At 64.4% G+C, this 21,253-nt stretch carries 18 protein-coding genes and 1 tRNA gene; 4 read left to right on the plus strand and 15 right to left on the minus strand.

Annotation, left to right across the window (positions count from 1 at the left end; all coding sequences use genetic code 11):
• Positions 1-98: 98 nt before the first annotated feature.
• Positions 99-1,190 (minus strand): redox-regulated ATPase YchF, encoded by a 1,092-nt coding sequence (gene ychF / locus H3H39_RS00525; protein WP_182151325.1) that lies wholly within the window; start codon positions 1,188-1,190, stop codon positions 99-101.
• Positions 1,191-1,573: 383 nt separating this feature from the next.
• On the opposite strand from ychF, the gene H3H39_RS00530 reads away from it, so the two are divergent.
• Entirely contained in the window at positions 1,574-1,999 is a 426-nt protein-coding gene (locus H3H39_RS00530; protein WP_182151326.1) for an acyl-CoA thioesterase, read from the plus strand.
• A 54-nt stretch (positions 2,000-2,053) separates the two neighbouring features.
• On the opposite strand, the gene pth is transcribed toward H3H39_RS00530, so the two are convergent.
• From pth to H3H39_RS00565, 7 genes are all read right to left on the minus strand, one after another.
• On the minus strand, positions 2,054-2,638 hold the full coding sequence (pth, locus tag H3H39_RS00535; protein WP_182151327.1) for an aminoacyl-tRNA hydrolase: 585 nt from the start codon (positions 2,636-2,638) through the stop codon (positions 2,054-2,056).
• 115 nt (positions 2,639-2,753) lie between these two features.
• A complete protein-coding gene (locus H3H39_RS00540; protein WP_182151328.1) occupies positions 2,754-3,383 on the minus strand; it encodes a 50S ribosomal protein L25/general stress protein Ctc in 630 nt (209 codons plus the stop codon).
• Positions 3,384-3,556: 173 nt separating this feature from the next.
• On the minus strand, positions 3,557-4,507 hold the full coding sequence (locus H3H39_RS00545) for a ribose-phosphate pyrophosphokinase (RefSeq protein WP_182151329.1): 951 nt from the start codon (positions 4,505-4,507) through the stop codon (positions 3,557-3,559).
• A gap of 156 nt (positions 4,508-4,663) precedes the next feature.
• A tRNA-Gln gene (locus H3H39_RS00550) sits at positions 4,664-4,740 on the minus strand.
• A 75-nt stretch (positions 4,741-4,815) separates the two neighbouring features.
• On the minus strand, positions 4,816-5,694 hold the full coding sequence (ispE, locus tag H3H39_RS00555; RefSeq protein WP_182151330.1) for a 4-(cytidine 5'-diphospho)-2-C-methyl-D-erythritol kinase: 879 nt from the start codon (positions 5,692-5,694) through the stop codon (positions 4,816-4,818).
• A 75-nt stretch (positions 5,695-5,769) separates the two neighbouring features.
• Positions 5,770-6,384 carry a lipoprotein insertase outer membrane protein LolB gene (gene lolB / locus H3H39_RS00560; RefSeq protein WP_182151331.1) on the minus strand — a complete coding sequence of 205 codons (615 nt, stop codon included), beginning with the start codon at positions 6,382-6,384 and terminating at the stop codon, positions 5,770-5,772.
• Between the two features lie 6 nt (positions 6,385-6,390).
• Positions 6,391-8,115, minus strand: a complete 1,725-nt coding sequence (locus H3H39_RS00565) for a tetratricopeptide repeat protein (protein WP_182151926.1) — start codon at positions 8,113-8,115, stop codon at positions 6,391-6,393.
• 203 nt (positions 8,116-8,318) lie between these two features.
• Between H3H39_RS00565 and mutM the strand changes: the two genes are divergently transcribed.
• From mutM to mutY, 3 genes are read left to right on the plus strand one after another with little or no spacing between them, the layout of a single operon-like run.
• Positions 8,319-9,152 carry a bifunctional DNA-formamidopyrimidine glycosylase/DNA-(apurinic or apyrimidinic site) lyase gene (mutM, locus tag H3H39_RS00570; RefSeq protein ID WP_182151332.1) on the plus strand — a complete coding sequence of 278 codons (834 nt, stop codon included), beginning with the start codon at positions 8,319-8,321 and terminating at the stop codon, positions 9,150-9,152.
• Positions 9,153-9,190: 38 nt separating this feature from the next.
• Positions 9,191-11,119 (plus strand): dynamin family protein, encoded by a 1,929-nt coding sequence (locus tag H3H39_RS00575; protein ID WP_182151333.1) that lies wholly within the window; start codon positions 9,191-9,193, stop codon positions 11,117-11,119.
• 8 nt (positions 11,120-11,127) lie between these two features.
• Positions 11,128-12,288 carry an A/G-specific adenine glycosylase gene (gene mutY, locus H3H39_RS00580; protein ID WP_182151334.1) on the plus strand — a complete coding sequence of 387 codons (1,161 nt, stop codon included), beginning with the start codon at positions 11,128-11,130 and terminating at the stop codon, positions 12,286-12,288.
• On the opposite strand, the gene H3H39_RS00585 is transcribed toward mutY, so the two are convergent.
• From H3H39_RS00585 to H3H39_RS00615, 7 genes are all read right to left on the minus strand, one after another.
• Positions 12,285-12,644 (minus strand): hypothetical protein, encoded by a 360-nt coding sequence (locus H3H39_RS00585; RefSeq protein WP_182151335.1) that lies wholly within the window; start codon positions 12,642-12,644, stop codon positions 12,285-12,287. The two genes, mutY and H3H39_RS00585, sit on opposite strands and share 4 nt — an antisense overlap.
• A gap of 93 nt (positions 12,645-12,737) precedes the next feature.
• Positions 12,738-13,874, minus strand: a complete 1,137-nt coding sequence (locus H3H39_RS00590) for a deoxyguanosinetriphosphate triphosphohydrolase (RefSeq protein WP_182151336.1) — start codon at positions 13,872-13,874, stop codon at positions 12,738-12,740.
• On the minus strand, positions 13,874-15,520 hold the full coding sequence (gene aroKB / locus H3H39_RS00595; RefSeq protein ID WP_182151337.1) for a bifunctional shikimate kinase/3-dehydroquinate synthase AroKB: 1,647 nt from the start codon (positions 15,518-15,520) through the stop codon (positions 13,874-13,876). The genes H3H39_RS00590 and aroKB overlap by 1 nt, the downstream gene beginning before the upstream one ends.
• Positions 15,521-15,532: 12 nt before the next feature.
• Positions 15,533-17,776 carry a beta strand repeat-containing protein gene (locus H3H39_RS00600; protein WP_182151338.1) on the minus strand — a complete coding sequence of 748 codons (2,244 nt, stop codon included), beginning with the start codon at positions 17,774-17,776 and terminating at the stop codon, positions 15,533-15,535.
• Between the two features lie 57 nt (positions 17,777-17,833).
• Positions 17,834-19,981, minus strand: a complete 2,148-nt coding sequence (locus tag H3H39_RS00605; protein ID WP_182151927.1) for a type IV pilus secretin PilQ — start codon at positions 19,979-19,981, stop codon at positions 17,834-17,836.
• 59 nt (positions 19,982-20,040) lie between these two features.
• Positions 20,041-20,595: a pilus assembly protein PilP gene (locus H3H39_RS00610; RefSeq protein WP_182151339.1), complete on the minus strand. Its 555-nt coding sequence runs from the start codon at positions 20,593-20,595 to the stop codon at positions 20,041-20,043.
• Positions 20,592-21,251, minus strand: coding sequence for a type IV pilus inner membrane component PilO (locus H3H39_RS00615; protein WP_182151340.1), 660 nt, complete (start codon positions 21,249-21,251; stop codon positions 20,592-20,594). Before H3H39_RS00615 ends, H3H39_RS00610 begins: the two co-directional genes overlap by 4 nt.
• Positions 21,252-21,253: the final 2 nt, after the last annotated feature.

The following is a 21,253-nucleotide window of genomic DNA, read 5'->3' on the forward strand; positions in this document are numbered from 1 at the left end:
ATCGTAGCCTGACGGGCGCGCAAAGAAAAAGCCCCGGTACCATGGCGGCAACCGGGGCTAGCTCGTGCGTTCGAATCCGCCGGGATTCGAACAGGTGTTTAGACGTTGAACAGGAAGTTCAGCACGTCGCCATCCTTGACCACATATTCCTTGCCTTCAGCGCGCATCTTGCCCGCCTCCTTGGCGCCGGCCTCGCCCTTGTAGGCGATGAAGTCGTCGTAGGAGATGGTTTGGGCACGGATGAAGCCGCGCTCGAAGTCGGTGTGGATCACGCCGGCCGCTTGCGGGGCCGTGTCGCCCACGTGGATGGTCCAGGCGCGCACTTCCTTCACGCCGGCCGTGAAGTAAGTTTGCAGGCCCAGCAGCTTGTAGGCGGCGCGGATCAGACGGTCCAGGCCAGGTTCTTCCATGCCCATGTCGGCCAGGAAGGCGCCCTTGTCGGCGTCGTCCAGGTCGGCGATCTCCGATTCGATGGCGGCGCAGATGGCGACGATGGGCGCGTTCTGCGCGGCGGCGAACTTGGTCAGCTGGTCCAGCAGCGGGTTGTTGGTGAAGCCGGAATCGGACACATTGGCCACGTACATGGCCGGCTTGGCCGTGATCAGGCACAGCGACTTGATCAGCGCCATCTCGTCAGCGTCCAGGCCCATGGTGCGCACCGGCTTGCCTTCGTTCAAGTGCGGCATCAGGCGTTCGCACAGGGCCACCAGCTTGGCAGCGTCCTTGTCGCCGGAACGGGCTTTCTTGTTCTCGCGGTGGATGGCTTTTTCCACCGTGCCCATGTCGGCCAGGGCCAGCTCGGTCTGGATCACTTCGATGTCGTCCAGCGGGCTGATCTTGCCGGCCACGTGGATCACGTTGTCATCCTCGAAGCAACGCACGACGTTAACGATGGCATCGGTTTCGCGGATGTGGGACAGGAACTGGTTGCCCAGGCCCTCGCCCTTGGAGGCGCCCGCCACCAGGCCGGCGATGTCGACGAATTCGACGATGGCGTTGACCATGCGCTCGGGTTTGACGATCTCGGCCAGCGCGGCCATGCGCGGATCAGGCACTTCCACCACGCCCACGTTGGGTTCAATGGTGCAGAATGGGTAGTTTTCGGCCGGGATGCCGGCCTTGGTCAGGGCGTTGAACAGGGTGGACTTGCCGACGTTGGGCAGGCCGACGATGCCGCATTGGAGACTCATGTAAATTCCTTAAAAATCAGCGAGTTAGGCGGAAGCAGGCATCTACGCGGACGCACCAGGCAGAGAATTCATTACCAACCACCATCACTACAAAAATGATAACAAAAGCGGCAAATCAGGCGGATGATCGCTGAAGTTTGTGCGAGTTTTGTCGAAAAACCCCTATTGTAACCCTCAGCGTCACCCTTCTCCAAAAGCATGGCGCAGAAATAGGCGAACGCGATGGGCCGGCATCCGGATGCCCACAAAAACCACAAAAAACCACGCCCAAGGAGAAACACTCAGTCAAGCACGACAATTGAAACGCTTCCTCTACTGCCATTCAAAAAATTCCCGACAATGGGCGCTAAAATGAAAGCTTTATTCACCCAACAGGAAATCGCATGATCTTGCGTAATGCCGGCCGGGAACAATTCCGCCACTTCATGACTATCCCCACGCGGTGGATAGATAACGATCAATATGGCCACGTCAACAACGTCGTGTACTACAGCTATTTCGACACGGCCGTGAACCAGTTCCTGATCGAACGGGGCGTGCTCGATATCCACAACGACCAGCTGGTCGGCTATGTGGTCGACAGCGCCTGCGCCTACTTCAGCCAGCTCTCCTTCCCCGACCTGCTGCACGTGGGCCTGCGCGTGAGCAAGCTGGGCAACTCCAGCGTACGCTACGAGATCGGCATCTACCGCAACGACGAGCCGGTGCCGGCCGCCGCCGGCCACTTCGTGCACGTTTACGTGGACCGTGCCACCAACAAGCCCGTCACCATTCCGGAGCATGTACGGGCCGTGCTGTCCACCCTGTAAACGGTCTGAAGTCCGCGATCTGAAGTCCGGGCCGCGGCCCGGACTGGCCTGCTGTCAGGCCGTATGCAATTTCATGGTGGCCGCTTCGAATTTGCCTTCGCAAATCTGCGGCATCACCAGCAGGCTTTTATCGATGGCCTGCTCGATCAGTTCCTGGTCTTCGCGGCGCGGGCGGTGCAGCACGAAGTCGGCCACCTGCTGCTGCAAACCGAGCGAACGGGGATGGCCGATGCCCAGCCGCAGCCGCCAGTAATCCTGCGTGCCCAGCGCGGCCGTGATGTCCTTCAAGCCATTGTGGCCGCCGGCCGAGCCGCCGCGCTTGAGCCGCGCCACGCCCGGCATCAAGTCCAGCTCATCGTGCACGACCAGCACTTCATCCGGCGCGATCTTGTAGAAGCGGGCCAGCGCGCCGACCGACTGGCCGGAACGGTTCATATAGGTTTGCGGTTCCAGCAACCACACTTCATTGCCGGCGATGGTGGTCTTGGCCACCAGCGCGTTGAAGCGCGTCTCGCGCTGCAGGCGGGCACCGGGCAGGCTGTTGGCCAGGTTGTCGACCAGCCAGAAGCCGGCGTTGTGGCGGGTTTGTTCGTATTCGGGGCCGGGGTTGCCGAGGCCGACGATCAGGCGGATGGGCATGGCGTATCTATCGTTAAGAATGCTCAATGCGCGCAAAACGGCGCGCCGTAAAAAAACCCGCCAGGCTCGCGCCGGCGGGTTTTTCATTCACTTCCGCATCGCTGCGGGGTGAAGATTACTTCTTGCCTTTAGCGGCTGGCTTTTCTTCAGCGGCAGGAGCGGCAGCGGCTGCTTCAGCAGCAACGTGGCCGGCTGGCACGGAAGCGGTGGCGACGGTCAGGTTCGAACCGTGGGTCACGGCGGTCACGCCGGCTGGCAGGGTCAGGTCGGCGATGTGCACCGAGTGGCCCACGTCCACGTTGGCCAGATCCACCGAGATGAACTCTGGCAGGTCTTTTGGCAGGCACGAAACTTCGATTTCGTTCAGCACGTGGCTGATGTTGGCGCCGTGCAGCTTGACGGCTGGCGACACGTCGGCGTTCACGAAGTGCAGTGCCACTTTCATGTGCACTTTGGCGTTCGCGTCAACGCGCTGGAAGTCAGCGTGCAGGACCAGTTGTTTGTATGCGTGGACTTGGAAGTCGCGCAGCAGCACTTGCTGGACTTTGCCGTCGATTTCCAGATCCAGGATCGACGAGTGGAACGCTTCTTTTTTCAGCGCGTGGTACAGGGCGTTGTGGTCCAGGGCGATGGTCACTGGGGCTTCGGTGCCACCGTAGACGATGCCTGGGGTCTGGCCGGAATTACGCAGGCGGCGGCTCGCTCCGGAACCTTGCAATTCGCGTTTGAATGCGACAACTTTCATGTGATACTCCAAAAAATACAGGGCTCGCGCCCCGTGTTAGGAAGCGCCCCGCGACCAGGGCGCCTCAAGAATGAGCAAAAACGCTCATGAATCCGGAAAAGCACAACGGCGCTCCGGCTCGAAAGCCAGGCGCCGCCGGTGTTGCTGATACTGTCGTTTATCTCAGATGCTGCTTAGTCGATAAACAGGGAGATCACGGAATCGCCCTTGATGATGCGTTTGAACGTCTCGGCCAGCAGTGGTGCGCAGGTCAGTTGACGGATCTTGCCGCACGCCTTGGCCGCTTCGGACAGGGGAATCGTGTCCGTCACCACCAGTTCGTCCAGCGACGAGGTGGTGATGCGTTCGATGGCCGGGCCCGACAGCACGGGGTGGGTGCAATAGGCGATCACTTTCTTGGCGCCGCGCTCTTTCAGCACTTCCGCTGCCTTGACCAGGGTGCCGGCCGTGTCGACCATGTCGTCCATGATCACGCAGTTGCGGCCTTCCACTTCACCGATGATGTTCATCACTTCGGACACGTTGGCCTTGGGACGGCGCTTGTCGATGATGGCCAGGTCGCAACCGAGGCGTTTGGCCAGGGCGCGCGCGCGCACCACACCGCCGACGTCCGGCGACACCACCAGCAAGTCCTGGTGATTCTTTTTCTGCAGGTCGCCCAGCAGGATCGGCGAAGCGTAGATATTATCAACCGGGATGTCGAAGAAGCCCTGGATCTGGTCCGCGTGCAGGTCCATGATCAGGACGCGCTCGACGCCCGCTTCTTCCAGCATGTTGGCCACCACCTTGGCCGAGATGGCCACGCGCGCCGAACGGGGGCGGCGGTCCTGGCGGGCATAGCCGAAGTAAGGAATGGCGGCCGTGATGCGGCCAGCCGATGCACGTTTCAGCGCGTCAACCATCAGGATCAGTTCCATCAGGCTGTCGTTGGTCGGGGCGCAGGTCGATTGCAGCACGAACACGTCCTTACCACGGACGTTCTCGTTGATTTCAACCATCACTTCGCCGTCCGAGAACTTCGAGACGTTTGCCTTGCCGAGTGGAATACCGAGGTTTTTTGCGACTCCTTCTGCCAACGCAGGATTAGCGTTGCCGGTAAAAACCATCAGGTTTTCGTAAGCCATTGGGAGTCCCAGAGATAGAGTGTGAAAATTTTTGAAAAGTCGCCAGCGGCAAGTCCGCGTGGCGCTGTACTATGAATGACCCGCGTGGGCGGTATCATCTGCCTTCCCTCTGGCTGGAGACAAACTTCGCCTCGACAGAACCGCAGAGAAAATGAATGGCAGGGGAACAAGGATTCGAACCTTGGTATGCCGGAATCAAAATCCGGTGCCTTAACCAGCTTGGCGATTCCCCTACGCAACTGACTGCTTGTCGTTACATGCCCGGCATTCTACCGGAAAATTCACGCTAAGCCAAATTTTTTTCCAACTCACAACAAGCTGGCGATGGGATGCTTGCCCAGTGCTTTGGCTTTCCAGGCAACCCACTTGGCAGGCACATTACTGAGCACCGCGTCCGCTTCGACTTCACTGCCGACCGCACAAAACACACAAGCTCCGGAGCCAGTCATCCTGGCGTCACCGTAAGCAGCGAGCCATTCGATCGCCTCTGCTACCGGCGGGAATAACTGCGTTGCCACTTGCTGCAAATCGTTCTTTCCGTACCCTTTCAAACCTGTTTGTTTTTCGAGGTAGCTGGAAAAGTCCGTTATTATGACGACCGGAGTATCCCTTGTCAAATGTTCCGAGCAAAAAATTTTCGCGGTGGGCACTTCCACCCCGGGCTCGACCACCACATACCAGCAATCGGGCGCACGCACCGGCTGCATGGCCTCGCCCACGCCCTCCGCGAACGCCGTCTGGCCGAAGATGAAAAACGGGATGTCCGCACCCAGCGGCAAGCCCAGCGCCATCAACTCCTCGCGCGTCAAACCAGCCTGCCATAAATGATTGAGCGCCATCAGCGTGGTGGCCGCGTCGGACGAACCGCCACCGAGGCCGCCGCCCATGGGCAGGATCTTGTCGATGGCGATGTCCACGCCGGGCGGCAAGGCGCCCGTGCGGCGCAGCACTTCGGCCTGCAGCAGCATGGCCGCGCGGATGATCAGGTCCTGCTGCTCCGGCACGCCCGCCACTGCCGTCACGCGGCGGATCGCATGGTCGTCGCGCAGCGTGTAATGCAGCGTGTCGCCATGGTCGATCAGCTGGAACACGGTTTGCAGCAAATGATAGCCGTCGGCGCGGCGGCCATTCACGTGCAGGAACAGATTCAGTTTGGCCGGAGCCGGGCAATTCTTCAGGCTTTGCATATGGGGCGGGTGATCGATGGGTGTATTGGGGACGTTACGGAATTCTTTCAATTCCTTGAAATGGTGTTGCGTCCCTTATTTTTCTTCAGGAGCGTCGATGACGATACGGATCTGCATGTCTTCCAGGTCGCCCATGGCGGCGCGCGCCAGGTCGATGCGGCGCGGCCGCGGCACGGCGGCGGCTTCGTCCTGCCACGATACGTAGTCAAGCCGCCAGCCGTCGCGCGTGGTCACGCTGCTGTGGGCGGGGCTGGCCGTGTAGCGGCTGCCGTCGGCGGCCGTGGCGTGGCCTTGCAGCCAGTCGCGCAGGCCGGACACGGGCAAGGTCCAGCCCAGGGTCCGCGCGCTCAGGCTGTCGATGTCTTCGGCCACGCGGGGCGCCTTGCCCGCTTCCGTCAGGCTGGCGTACCCGGGGGCGACGGTGATGGTGGCGATGGTTGAGCCGAGCGGCGAAGCCAGGCTGACGTCGGTGCGATTGGCCGTTTGCAGCCAGTTGAACTTGCCTGACAGCGTTTCACGCTTGCCGTCCCTGCTGTAGTTGACGGACAGCCGGCCATTCAGTTCGATGGCGGCCTGGTAAGGGGCGACGGCGGCCGTGGACAGCGGCGCGGACGGCGTGGCGCAGCCGGCCAGTGCGCCGCAGGCGGCCAGCGCGGCCAGGGCGGCCGATGGAGAAAACAGTTTGATCATCGGCGTTTACAGGCTCTGGTTCAGGCGTGCCAGCGTGCTTCTGAGCGCGTCGTTCTTGGGGTCCTTGGCTTTCGCGTCGGACCACATCTTGCGCGCGCCCGTCTGGTCACCCTTGACCCACAGCACTTCACCAAGATGAACGGCGATTTCGGGATCGTTGCGCAAGGCGTAGGCGCGGCGCAGCATCTCCTCGGCCTCGGCCAGGTGGCCCATGCGGAACTGCACCCAGCCCATGCTGTCCATGATGAAGGGATCGCCCGGCGCCATCTTGAGCGCCTTGTCGATCAGCGCGAACGCTTCCGTCAAGCGCACGTTGCGCTCGGCCAGCGAGTAGCCCAGCGCGTTCAGGGCGTGGTGGTTGTCGGGCACCGATTCGATCACCTGGCGCAGACTCTTTTCCATCACATCCAGCTCGCCCAGCCGCTCCGCCGCCAGCGCGAAGTCGTACAGCAGGTCGGCATTGTCAGGGAAGCGCTTGAGGCCATTGTTCAGCACCACGAACGCGGTGCGGGTGTCGCCCGCGTCACGCAGGATCTGGGCATCGGTCTGGACAATCTGGGCCTGCTCCACCGGGTCGGTCGTCTGCAGCGCTTCCAGTTGCTTGCGGGCCTCGTCCACGTCGCCCTTGCGGGCCGTGAGCTGGGCACGTTTCAGGCGGGCCGTGAGATAGACCCGGCTGTCGTTCGCTTCCACTTTCTCCAGCCATTGCGCGGCGCCGTCGAAGTCGCCCCGTTCCTCGGCCAGTTGCGACAGGATCATCAGCACCTTGGACGGATCGCGTTCGTCCGATGGATGGTCGCCCAGCACGGCGATGAAACGCTTGAAGTAATCTTCGGCGCCGGCCAGGTCCTGGCTTTGCATGGCCGTCACGCCCAGCGCGTACAAGGTGGCCAGGTTGTCGGGCTGGTCCTTGAGCAGCAGCAGGAACTGGCGGCGCGCTTCATCGTATTGCTTGTTGTCGACCAGGATGCGGGCATAGGCGGCGCGCACTTCGCGCGCGCCCGCATGCCGCGCCAGAAAATCAGTCAGCACCTTGACGGCGCCTTCCACGTCGGGCGCCACCTGGGCCTGGGTCAGCACGGCCAGTTCGGAGTCGGGCCGCAGCCGCAGCGCGGCGGCCGCCTCGGCGCGGGCGCGCTCGCCGTCGTTGTTGGCGAAGGCGCTCTGGGCCAGGATCAGATGGGTTTCCAGCAAATCGCCATAGGGCGCCAGCACGCGTTCGGTGAGCGCGTAGGCGGCCGCCTTGTCCTTGGCGCGCAGCAGGAATTGCTGCATCTGGAACATGGCCAGGCCGCGCCCGGCGGGCGGCGCCGCCTTCAGGCGCTGGGCGAAGATTTGTTCCGCTTCCGTCAGGTCGTCGTTGACGACGGCGAAGCCGAGGAAGTACTGCACCGCCTCCTCCGAATTGGGGGCCAGCTCGCGCCACAGGCGGATCGCGGCCAGCGCCTCCCCGCCCTGCTTGGCCGTGAGCGCCATTTCCGCCGCCCGCTTGGCCAGGCGCGGGTCGCGCGTCTGCTGGGCCAGCGTCATCAGCGTCATGTACGGGCCCTGCCACTGGCCACGCTTGAATTCCAGTTCCGCCTTGGTCAGCTTGTACATCATGTCGCTGGTCAGCTCGACGCCGGGCGGCGCATCCTCGACCGGCGCCGGCGTTGGCGCGGCGGCGGACGCGGCCCCTTCCGGCGCGGCCGCCTCCTGCGGGGCGCGCGGCGCGACGGCGCACGCCGACATGAGGACGGACAGGGTTACAATGGCGAAAGCGTTTTTCAAAGGGAAATCCTGGCAGGTCGGACTGAACGGGCTGAGGGTGGCGCTAGTGACAGATTTTACGCTCAACGCGGCGCCTGCGTCTGCTCCCAGTGTAACGAAATATTCCATCCTGCCAAGACTGACTTTTTTCCACTGCCCCCCTTACCCGCGACCCCTGATCCCCCATGCCAGAATTGCCAGAAGTCGAAGTCACCCGCCGCGGCGTGGCGCCCCACCTGGAAGGCCGCACCGTGCGGGCCGTGGTGCAGCGCCGCGACGGCTTGCGCTGGCCATTCCCGCCCCAGTTGCCCGATGCGCTGCCCGGCCACGCCGTGCGCGCCACTGGCCGGCGCGGCAAGTATCTGCTGCTGCATTTCGACCATGGCACACTGATCATCCATCTGGGCATGTCGGGCCACCTGCGGGTGCTGCCGGAAGGCCTGCCGCCGGGCAAGCACGACCATTTCGACCTGGTGGTCGAGGGGCCGGACGGGCGCCAGGTGCTGCGCCTGACGGACCCGCGCCGCTTTGGCGCCGTGCTGTGGCATGGCGCCGAGGATGGCGAACTGGCCCAGCATGTGCTGCTGCGGGGGCTGGGCGTGGAACCGCTGGAGGATGGCTTTTCCGGCCAGCTGCTGTACGCCCACACGCGCGGACGGGGCGCGGCCGTCAAGCAGGTGCTGCTGGCGGGCGATATCGTGGTCGGGGTGGGCAATATCTATGCGTCCGAAAGCCTGTTCCGGGCCGGCATCAATCCGAAGACGCCAGCCCGCCGCATCAGCCTGGCCCGTTACGAGCGGCTGGCCCAGGCCGTGCGCGCCGTGCTGGCCGAAGCCATCATCCAGGGCGGCAGCACCTTGCGCGACTTTATTAGCGTGAACGGCCAGTCGGGATATTTCCAGCAGTCATATTTCGTCTATGATCGTGCAGGGGTGCCGTGCCGGGTGTGCGGCACGCCGGTACGCCAGATCAAGCAGGGACAACGTTCCACCTTCTATTGCGTCGTATGCCAGAAATAGCCAAAACAACAACGGACCAGCCGGGCAAAGGGAGCACCATGGTGCGGGATTTCCAACAATACAGCGCCTGGCGCGAAGGCGTGGTGACGGCCTTGAAGCAGTACCAGGCCTGGGTCAACAGCGCCGAGCTGGCCGACCAGGCCGCCGAGCAGCGCATCGCGCGCACGCTGGCCCGGCTGGCCGACGACAAGCTGTCGGTGGCCTTCGTGGCCGAATTCTCGCGCGGTAAATCGGAACTGATCAACGCCATCTTCTTCGCCGACTATGGCCAGCGCATCCTGCCCTCGGCGGCCGGGCGTACCACCATGTGCCCCACGGAGCTGATGTACGACCCGGCCTGGCCGGCGTCGATCCGCTTGCTGCCGATCGAAACCCGGGCCGAGAACCTGTCCACCAGCGACTACCGCGACCAACCCGGCGCCTGGACCGTGATTCCGCTCAACCTGGAGGCGGGCCAGGACATGCACGAAGCGTTCAAGCAGGTCAGCCTGACGCGCCACGTGCCCGTGGCCGAAGCCAAGCGCTATGGCTTGTACGACGATGAAGACCCGGACATGCCCGTCACGCTGGACCACGAGGGCCTGGTCGAGATTTCGCTGTGGCGCCACGCCATCATCAACTTCCCCCACCCGCTGCTCAAGCAGGGGCTGGTGATCCTCGACACGCCGGGCTTGAACGCCATCGGCACCGAGCCGGAACTGACGCTCAACCTGATCCCCAACGCGCACGCGGTGCTGTTCATCCTGGCCGCCGACACGGGCGTGACCAAGAGCGACATCGAAGTATGGCGCCAGCACATCGGCGCTGGCGCGGGCCGGCTGGTGGTGCTCAACAAGATCGACAGCATGTGGGACGAGTTGCGCAGCGACGCCGAAGTGAACGCCGAGATCGAGCGCCAGCAAACCCACGCGGCCCACATGCTCGGGCTGGAGGCGCGCCAGGTGTTCCCCGTCTCGGCCCAGAAGGCGCTGGTGGCCAAGATCAACGACGACCAGGCGCTGCTGGGCAAGAGCCGCTTGCCGGCGCTGGAGCAAGCCCTGTTCAATGAGCTGATTCCGGCCAAGAAGGACATCGTGCGCAAGCAGCTGAGCGCGGAACTGCAATCGCTGAGCGCGGCCCAGCTGTCGATGATCACCACCCGCATCCGCGACATCGTCGAACAGCTGCACGAACTGAAAAGCCTGCGCGGCAAGAACCAGAGCGTGATCTCGCACATGATGCGCCGCATCGACGTGGAGAAAAAGGAGTTCGACGCCAGCCTGTTCAAGCTGCAGGCCACGCGCGCCGTGTTCACGCGCCTGTCCACGGAGCTCTACACCTGCATGGGCATGGACCTGGTACGCGACGACATCGAACTGGTGCGCGAGGAAATGCAGCGCAGCCGCTTCTTCATCGGCGTACGTGAAGCCGTGCGCCAGTACTTCGAGCGCATCCGCGCCAGCCTGGACGCGGCCGACGCCAAGACGGTGGAAATCGCCGACATGATGGGCGTGATGTACCGCCGCTTCTCCAACGAGCACGGGCTGACGCTGGCCATGCCGATGGCGTTCTCGCTGCAGCGCTACCGCGACGAAGTGGCCGCCATCGAGGCCATCTACGCGCGCCAGTTCGGCACGGCCACCCTGATCACCACCAGCCGCGTGGTGTTGATGGAAAAATTCTTCGACACCATCGCCTCGCGCGTGCGGGCCTGCTTCAAGGCCGCCAACGCCGACGCGGACGCGTGGCTCAAGGTGATCATGGCGCCGCTGGAGGCGCAGATCCGGCAGCACAAGGATCAACTCAAACACAGGCTGGCGTCGATCCAGCGCATCCACGATGCGACCGACAGCCTGGAACAGAAAATCGACGCGTTCGAAGCGGGCCAGCGCGAGCTGGAGCAACGCAAGGCGCGTCTCAACGAATTGGCGGGCAATATCAGCATCGCGATCAACGCGGAATTCGTCGCGCTCGACGCCGCCGCCTGAGGAACAGCATGACACGTTTGACACTCCCGCGCGCGCCGGCCGGCGCGGCGGACCTGGAAGCACTTTCCGATCCTACTTTTTCCGACGCCATCATCAGCTGGCAACGCCAGCATGGCCGCCACACGCTGCCATGGCAGAACACGCGCGACGCTTACCTGGTATGGCTGTCCGAGATCATGCTGCAACAAACCCAGGTGAGCGCCGTGCTGGGGTATTACGCGCGCTTCCTGGAACGCTTCCCTACCCTGCGCGACCTGGCCGCCGCACCGGTGGAAGATGTGATGGCGCAGTGGAGCGGGCTCGGTTACTACACCCGCGCGCGCAACCTGCATAAGTGCGCGCAGCGCGTGGTGGCCGAATACGATGGCGTGTTCCCGTCCGATCCGCGCTTGCTGGCCGAACTGCCCGGCATCGGCCGGTCGACGGCGGCCGCCATCGCCGCGTTTTCCTGCGGCACGCGGGCCGCCATCATGGACGGCAACGTCAAGCGCGTGTTCGCGCGCGCGTTCGGCATCGACGCCTATCCGGGCGAGAAAAAAGTGGAGGAAGCCATGTGGCGGCGCGCCGAGGCGCTGTTGCCGGAACAGGGCATCGAGGCGTACACGCAAGGCTTGATGGACATGGGCGCCACGCTGTGCACGCGCAGCAGTCCGTCGTGCGAGCGCTGCCCGCTGCAGGCACGCTGCGTGGCGCACGCCACCGGCCGCACGGCCGAACTGCCGGTGCGCAAGCCGAAGAAAGCCAGTCCCGAAAAACACGCGACCATGCTGGCCATCGTCGACCAGGGCCAGGTGCTGTTGCAGCAGCGGCCCGCCAGCGGCATCTGGGGCGGCCTGCTGTCGCTGCCGGAACTCGATGGCCACACGCTGGCCGAGGACGACAACGTGGCGCCGGCAGCCGACGCGGCCCTGTTGCGGGCCGTGGCGCCGTTTGGCGAGATGGAGTCGCACGAGCGGCTGTCGACCATCACCCATGTGTTCACGCACTACAAGCTGCACATCGCGCCCTACCGCGTGACATTGGCACGCCGGCACGCGCTGGCGGCCGGCGACGGCCACCTGTGGCACGACGGCGCCACACTGGCGCAAGCTGCGCTGCCGGCGCCGGTCAAGAAACTGCTGGTGGAGTTGCTGGGAGACGAGGCAGCTGCGCAGCGGCGCATGTTCTAGCGCATGTAGTGGATGGCGGCGACGATAGCAGCGAATAAGGTGATATCGGTGGCCACCATCCACTTCAGCATGGATGAACCAAGTTGCGCGATTTCAGCGCGGACTTCACCGAGCTGACGCTGCACTTCGCCGAATTGGCGCTGCACTTCGCCAAATTGAAGTTGTATCGTGCCGAACTGGCCCTGCACATCACCGAACTGATGCTCGGTGACGCGGAAGTTCTCCGCATTATCCGTGCGCAAGCCAGCAAACTCATCCCGTTTGACGTAATTGGACTTAATGACGGCCACATCGGTTTCTACGGCACTGATCCGCTGTTTCATCACACTGATGCACTCGCTGGTCTGCTCATCCATGGCCATTCCCCCGTCAGAGACTTTCATCTTTGTCTACAACGCGACAAAGATCAAGCGGCGTACGGGACACCCTTGCGCGGCGTCAGGCGATGCTTACAGTTCCTCAAGCGAGAACAGGCGGCGGTGTTCGCGGATCGCGTACCGGTCCGTCATGCCTGCGATATAGTCGGCGATCTTGCGGGCCCGCTTATCGGGGGCGCCCGACTGGTCCTGGTAATCGGGCGGCAGCAGCACCGGTTCGGCCATGAAGGACTGGAACAGTTCGCGCACGATGCGGCTGGCCTTCACGCGCATGCGGTTGACCTGGTAATGCTGGTACAGATTGGCCCGCAGGAAGCGCTTGAGCTCAGTGGCATCCTTGCGCATGCCATCGGAAAAACGGATCAGCGGCGGGCTGGCGCGCACCGCCTCGATATCGGCCGGCGCCGCGTCGGCGAGCAACTGGCCGGAAGTGACGATCAAGTCGTCAGCCAGCGCCGTGATCAGGCGGCGCAAGGTTTCGTAAATCGCGCGCCGGCCGGACAGGCCCGGATACGTGGCCTGCACATCGCGCCACAGCCGGGCGAAGAAATCGACCTGCTCCAGCTGGGCGATGGTGATCAGCCCCGAGCGCAAGCCATCGTCGATGTCATGGCTGTTATAGGCGATCTCGTCGGCCAAATTGGTCAGTTGCGCTTCCAGCGACGGCTGGCTGCGCGTGATGAAGCGCTCGGCCACCGGCCCCAGCAAGCGGGCGTTGGCCAGCGAACAGTGCTTGAGGATGCCTTCGCGCGTCTCGAACATCAGGTTCAAGCCGTTGAAGGCGCCGTAGTGCTCCTCCAGCTCGTCCACCACGCGCAAGCTTTGCAGGTTGTGCTCGAAGCCGCCGTAGTCCTTCATGCATTCGTTGAGCACGTCCTGGCCCACGTGGCCGAACGGCGTATGGCCCAGGTCGTGGGCCAGGGAAATGGCTTCCACCAAGTCCTCGTTCAGGCGCAGGTTGCGCGCCAGCGAGCGGCCGATCTGGGCCACTTCCAGGCTGTGGGTGAGGCGGGTGCGGAACAGGTCGCCCTCATGGTTGAGGAAGACCTGGGTCTTGTATTCGAGCCGGCGGAAGGCCGAGCTGTGGATGATGCGGTCGCGGTCGCGCTGGAACTGGCTGCGCGAGGCATGCGCCGTTTCCGGATAGCGCCGCCCCACCCCGCCCTCGCTGTGGGCGGCGTAGGGGGCCAGGTGCGCGTCCGGCTGCATCACTGCACGCAGGCCGCCAGCGTGGCCAGCAGCAATTCCTGCGGCGCGTTGGTGATGCTGGGCGCGCCCAGCGGCTTGAGCAGGATGAACTTGATGGCGCCGCCCTCGTTCTTCTTGTCCACTTCCATCAGTTCCAGCCAGCGCGCCGTGCCAAGATCGGGCGCCGTGACGGGCAGGCCGGCCGCCGCCACCAGTGCGCGCACGCGTGCCACCGTGGCCGCGTCAACCAGGCCCATGCGGTGCGACAGGTCGGCCGCCATCACCATGCCGCAGCCGACGGCTTCGCCGTGCAGCCACTGGCCATAGCCCATGCCCGCCTCGATCGCGTGGCCAAACGTGTGGCCGAAATTGAGGATGGCGCGCAAGCCGCCTTCCCGCTCATCCTGGCGTACCACGTCGGCCTTGATTTCGCATGAACGGGCGATGGCGTAGGCCAGCGCGCCCTTGTCGCGCGCCATCAGCTTGCCGATATTGGCTTCGATCCAGTCGAAGAACGGGGCGTCGATGATGGCGCCGTACTTGATCACTTCAGCCAGGCCGGCCGACAGTTCGCGGTCCGGCAGCGTTTCCAGCGTGGCCGTATCGGCGATCACGGCGCGCGGCTGGTAGAACGCGCCGATCATGTTCTTGCCCATGGGGTGGTTGATGCCGGTCTTGCCGCCCACGGAGGAATCGACTTGCGACAACAAGGTGGTGGGTACCTGGATGAAGTCGATGCCGCGCATATAGCTGGCCGCCGCGTAGCCGGTCAGGTCGCCGATCACGCCGCCGCCCAGCGCCACCAGGGTGGTCTTGCGGTCGGCCTTGCCGGCCAGCAAGGTGTCGAAGATGTGCATCAGGCTGGCCCAGTTCTTGTGCTCCTCGCCGTCCGGCAGCACGATGGACGTGACGTCCTTGCCGGCCGCGCGCAATGGCTCCTCGATCCGCGCCAGGTACAGCGGCGCGATGGTGGTGTTGGTGACGATGGCCACTTTGCGGCCGCCCACGTGGCGCGCCAGCAGCGCGCCGTCGTGCAGCAATTGGGGACCGATCGCTATGGGGTAGCTGCGCTCGCCCAGGTCTACGTTTAACAGGATGGTGGTTTGTTCGCTCATCGATGGCTCGGCTTGTGTGACGCAATCCGGCGCGGCCTGGCATGCCAGGCCCTCCAGCTCGGTCAAAATGGTCTGAACCATCGATTGTACGTTAGGTCGGCCCGTATCGATCACCATGTGCGCCACTTGCTGGTACAGCGGGTCGCGCAAGGCCATCAATTCCTCCAGCTTTTTGCGCGGATCGGCCGTTTGCAGCAAGGGCCGGTTCTTGTCATGGGCCGTGCGCGCCAGGATGCTGTTGACGCTGGCGCGCAGGTAGATCACGGTGCCGCGCGCCTGCAGATAGGCGCGGCTGTCGGGATCGAGGATGGCGCCGCCCCCCGTGGCCAGCACGATGCCTTGCTGGGCGGTCAGCTCGCGGATCACCTCCGCCTCGCGGCGGCGGAAACTCTGTTCACCTTCGATCTCGAAGATCCATGGGATGGAGGCGCCCGTACGGGCTTCGATCTCGTGGTCGGAATCGATGAACCTCAAGCCCAGCTTGCGGGCGAGGATGCGGCCTATCGTCGTCTTGCCCGCACCCATCAGCCCCACTAAAAACACATTTTGCATTGACTTCCGAACTTAGTTAGGGATCGCGCAGCCATTGGCCACCAGAACGCCATTATAAGTGTCGCCGGTGCGCACGGTGCCATACGGGCTGAACCGGCCCGGCGGCGTGGTCGAGATGGAGCTGTAGTCCGTGTTCAGGCCCGGCAATTTCACATAGCCCACATAACGCGCCTCGGTGCCTGACACCTGGCCGCGGATGGTCAGATCCACGTCCAGCCAGTTGGCCCGGTCGCGCGGGTAGATCAGCGACACGAGGGCCTGGCCGTTGGCGTCCGTGGTGCCGCTGGAGGTCACAGTGATGGTGATCCCCGGATCAAGGCGGCCGTTGCCGTTGATGTCCTCGCCCGACTCCAGGATGCCGTTGCCGTTGGTGTCCTCGTTCAGGCAGGCCGTTGGAATCTTGTCGACGTCGGTGCTGATGCCCCACGGGCCCTGGATGCCCAGGAAGTACAACTGGCCCTTGTAGTAGTTGCGGGGCCGCACGGAACCGGTGATGTTCACGCCCGGCACGGCGTTGCCGGCGGCGTCGGTCACGAACACGGCGTAGTCGAGCTGGTACGTGGCCGTGTTCGGGGTGCCGATGAAGGCGCCGGTGCCGGCGCCGATGAACAGCGATTTCTTGGCCACGGTCAGGGTGGCCAGGGCGCTGGCGTTGGAGGCGCCTTGCAGCTGGGCCTTGATGGTCACGCCGTCGAGCTTGGTGTCGGAGGTGCCGGCGATATAGCTGACCGAGGCGGAACCGTCGCTGGCCGTGGTGACCACGGACGGCTGGGTCAGGCTACCACCGCTGGGGTCGGTCACGATGGAGAACGCGACCTGGGCGTTCTTGACCAGGTTGTTGGCGGCCGTGCCGTCGCGCACGATGGCGCGCAGCGTGGTCTGCTGCACCGTGCTGCCCGGCTGGTTGGCGCCGACCACGGCCGGATCGGCCTGCACGGTGATGACGGCGCCGGCCGTCAGGGGGGCCACGAACTCGAGCGTGCCCTGCACCGTCACGCCGCCCGCGTTGGCCGTCAGCGTGCCCACGCCGGGACTGAGCGCCGACACGTAACCAGTGGCGTTGCCATTGGCCAGCGTCAGCGGCGTGGTCAGGGGGCTGCTGCAGCCGGGGTCGCTGTAGATGGACCCGCGCGAGGCGCTCAGGGCCACGGCACCGGATTGCGGCACGCCGTTCACGTCGTAGTGGATGGCCACGATCTGGCAAGTGTTGGTGTAGGCGCTGGTGATGGTGTTGCCACCGGCATCGACGGCCGCCACATTGAAATTGGCGGAGCTGACGGTGATGCTCGAAGTGGCCGTCTCGCCCATGGCCTTGACGACGATGGTGTCGGCGCCGGCCGTCATGGCCGAGTAGCTCAGGCGCAAGGTGCCGGCCGTGTCGGTCAGCGCGCTGCCGCCGCCCTTGACGGTGAGCGCGTTGGCGCCCGAAGTGAAGGTGACGGCGCGTCCCACCAGCGCGTTGCCGGCCGAGTCGACCAGCTTGACGGTGACGTCGGTGCTGGCGCCCACTTTCACGGTGCTGCTGTTGTTGATGACCAGCTTGTTGCCGGCCACGTTGACGACGGCCGTAACGTCCTTGGCGCCCGGCGTGCGGGCCGTGACGGTGATGGTGCGCGAGGTCGGGTCGCCGCCGGTGCTCAGTTTCTCCGTCACCTTGCCGTTGGCGTCCGTGATGCGGTTGGTCAGCGTCAGGCTGCCCGAGTCGGCCGCCAGGTCCACCTTCACCCCGGGCATGACGGAATTGTTGGCGTCCTTGACCAGGGCCACCAGGTTCACTTCATTACCGGACGCGCCGGCCGATTGCAGCACACCCGAGTCGGTCGTCAGCACCAGGGTCGGGGTGGCAGCCACCACAGTCACCAGGATCTTGTTGGACGTGGCGTTGCCGGCGCTGGCCGTGACGGTGATCACGCGCGGCGTGCTATTGCCCTTGGTGTTGAGTTTTTCCACCACGGTGCCGCTGGAATTGGTCTGGCGCACGGTGTTGCTGACGCTGCCAGAATCGGCCGCGAAATTAACCGTTTCGCCGGACAGCGCATTGCCGTTGGCGTCCGTGACGATGGCCGTCAGCGTCACTTCGGTGCCGTCGATGCCGGACGAGTCCATGGTGGCGGCACTGGCGATCAACACCACCTTGGCGGCCTTGGACGGCGCCACCCCATTGCCGTTGGTGCCAGGCGAACCGCCACCGCCGCCGCAGGCGGCCAGCAGGGTCGAGCAGGCCAGCAGGGCCAGCCATCCGGTGAATTTTTTCATGACGCTTTTTTCCGTAGAGATCATCGTATTACCCTTGTTTACAGCGCAACGTTGTCATTATCGCGTCGACAGCCGCTCAGCGACTATCTTGGGCGTAATGAATACCAACAATTCCGTCTTGTCATTGGTGCGGCCCGTGGTGCGGAACAGATAGCCCAGCACCGGTATATCCCCCAGCAAGGGCACCTTGCTCACTTCCTTGCGCTCGACCTGCTGGTAAATGCCGCCCAGCACCACCGTGCCGCCGTTCTCCACCATGACCTGGGTCTTGACGTGCTTGGTGTCGATGGCGAAGCCGGCCCGGGTTTCCTGGCCCACGCTGTCCTTGTTGACGTCCACATCCACCACCACGTTGCCGTCGGGCGTGATCTGGGGCGTCACCTCCAGCCGCAGGTTGGCCTTGCGGAACACGATCGAGGTGGCGCCACTGCTGGTGGCCACCTGGTAGGGCAGCTCGATGCCCTGCTCGATCAGGGCCACCGCCTTGTCGGCCGTGATCACGCGCGGGCTGGAAATGATCTTGCCGGTGCCATCGGCCTCCAGCGCCGACAGTTCCAGGTTGAGGAAACGGTTGGCGGCCGACGAGAACAGGCTGACGGCCAGGTTGCCGGCCGAGACGCCGTTGATGTTGGCGGCCGGCAGGTTGATGAACTGGGTGTTGTTGTAGCCGTCGCCCTTGTCCGGGGTCTGGCCCGTCACCTGCCCCACCCCGGTCAAGTTGCCGCCGATGGCGATGCGGGTGTTGCTGTTGCCGATCTGGTAGCCCGAGTCGCCGCCGCGCAAGGTGCGCATGTCGGAAAAGCCCAGCTTGGCGCCCAGGTTGCGGGTGAAGGTGTCGCTGGCCTCGACGATACGGGCCTCGATCAGCACTTGCTTGGTGGCGATGTCGGTCTTGGCGATCAGCTTGCGGATATCGTCGAGCTTGGAGGCGATGTCGGTCACGAACAGCTGGTTGGTGCGCGGCTCGATGATGGCGCTGCCGCGCTTGGACAGCATGCGGTTCTTGTCGCCGGCGCCGCCGCCGTCGAGCCCGAACACGGTCTTGAACGCTTCAGCCTTCTGGTAGTTGAGCTGGAAGATCTCGGACTTGAGCGGCTCCAGGTCGGCGATCTGGGCTCTCTGCTCCAGTTCCAGCTTTTCCTTGGTCAGCAGCTCATCCTTGGGCGCGATCCACAGCACGCTGCCGTTCTTGCGCATATCCAGGCCCTTGGCCTGCAGCACCACGTCCAGCGCCTGGTCCCACGGCACTTCCTTCAGACGCAAGGTCAGGTTGCCCGACACGCTGTCGCTGGTGATGATGTTCAAGCCCGAGATGTCGGCGATGGCCTGCAGCGCGGCCCGCACTTCCACGTTCTGGAAGTTGAAGGTCAGCTTCTCGCCACGGTAGCCCTGGCTGCCCTGGGTCAGCTTGTTGGGGTCTTCCTTGATCGGCTTGACGTCGATCACCAGCTGGGTTTCGCTCTGGTACACAGTCTGCTCCCACAGGCCGCGCGCCGCGATCGTCATGCGCGTGTTCTCGCCCTGGGGCACAGTGGTGATCAGGTGCACCGGGGTGCCGAAGTCGCCCACGTCGAGCCGCCGGCGCAGCGTTTCCGGCACGCCCGTCTTGAGGAAGTCCACCACCACGCCGGTGGCCACCTGGCGCACGTCGACCGCCACCTGGCTGTTGGGCAGGTCGACCACCACCCGGCCTTCGCCGTTGGCGCCACGGCGGAAATCGAGGTCGCGCAGCAGTTGCCGGCCAGCGGGCGCCGCCGCGGCCGCGCCTTTCGCTGGCGCCACCGGCAAACCGCTGGCGTCGACCGCCGTGGCCACGCCGCCGGAACCGTCGATGGTGAGGATGATGGCGTTGCCGTCGATGGCGGTGGCGTAGTTCAGGCTGCGCTTGAGGTTGAACACCAGGCGCGAACGTTCACCGGCCTGCACCACATTCACGCTGTGCAAATCGCCCAGGTTCAATTCCTGGGTGGTCTTGCCGGTGGCGTTGACGGTGGCGCCGAAGTCGAGCGCGATGCGGGGCGGGTTGGTGATGGCGAAACCGATCGGCAGCTTGTCGGGTGCGTCGCGCAGCGCGATCTTGACGATCACGTTGGCCCCCTGCTGGTTGGCGCTGACCGATTCGATGGCGTTGCCGGCGGCGGCCGTGGCGGCCGGCTGGGCCAGCACGACGCCCGGCCAGGCGGCGCCGGCCAGCGCCAGCGCCATGGCCAGCGAGAGGCCGGCCTGGCGCGCACGCGCGCCCAGCGCGGTGGGGAGGAAGGGCATCATTTGGTGGTCTCCTTGCTTTCCTGCAGCTCCAACTTCGACATGCGTTCGACCCAGTCGCCGGTCGCATCCTGTACGATTTCCTTGATATTGACGGCACCCTCGGTGACGCTGGTGATCAGGCCGAAGTTCTGGCCCACGTGCTGGCCGGGCCGGACCTGGTACACGCCGCGGTCGATCTGCAGCAAGGCGTAGATCACGCCGCCTTTTTGCAGCGTGCCCACCATTTTCACCGTGTCGAGCGGGAAGCTCTCCAGCAATTCCTTGCGGCGCTCCATGTCGGGCCGCACGCCGCCGCCGCGGTTGGCGGCCTTGGCCAGCTCCACCAGCAGCTTGTTGGGATTGAAGGGGTCGATGGCGTCGTTGGAAGCATAGGCGAACGGGATGAAGGTCTTCGGTGGCGTCAGTGGCTGCACGGCCACGCGCGCCTGGCCATCGACCTCCTTCATCCACTGCCGCACTTCCTGCTCGTCGCTGTTGCCGCAACCGGCCAGCGCCACGGTGGCGCCCAGCGCCGCCAGCACGGCGCGCGAGGTGGGGAGCTGTGTGATCATTTCTTCGCCGCCTTCTTCTTGTCGGCCATGGCCTTGCGCTGGGCCGCCACTTCCTCCGGATCGAGGTAGCGGAAGGTCTTGGCCACGGCGTCCAGCGTCAAGCCGCCATCCTTGCCGGCCGTGATGGCCATGTTGTTGAGCGTGACGATGCGCGGCAGGTTGGCCATGTCGCCCGTGAACGCGCCGATGTCGTGGTAGCCGCCCGTGACCTTGATGTCGATCGGCAGCTCGGCGTAATAATCCTTGACCACCACCTGGCCCGGCTTGAACAGCTCGAACTGCAAGCCGCGCCCCAGGCCGGCCTGGTTGATGTCCGACAGCAGGGCCGCCATTTCCGCCTTGCTCGGCAGTTGTTTCTGCAGCCGCTCCACATACTGGTCCACTTGCACCTTCTGCGCGCGCAAGGCGTCCAGGTTGACGGCCTGGCCAGCCTTGAAGCGGTATTCGTCCCGCAAGCGCTGTTCGGCCTGGGCGCCCGCGTCCTGTTCCTCGAACTGGCTGTCCCAGTAGGCGAAATAACCGAGCGCCACCACGCCCACCAGCACCCCCACGGCGCACAGCAGGCGCGGCGCCAGCGGCCACTGGCCCGGATGCCGGTCATTCAGGCCACGAAACTGCGCCGCCAGCGACTCCCCCATTAATTTCAGATCGGCCATGT

Source organism: Rugamonas apoptosis, assembly GCF_014042355.1.
GTDB classification, from domain to species: Bacteria; Pseudomonadota; Gammaproteobacteria; order Burkholderiales; family Burkholderiaceae_D; genus Rugamonas; species Rugamonas apoptosis.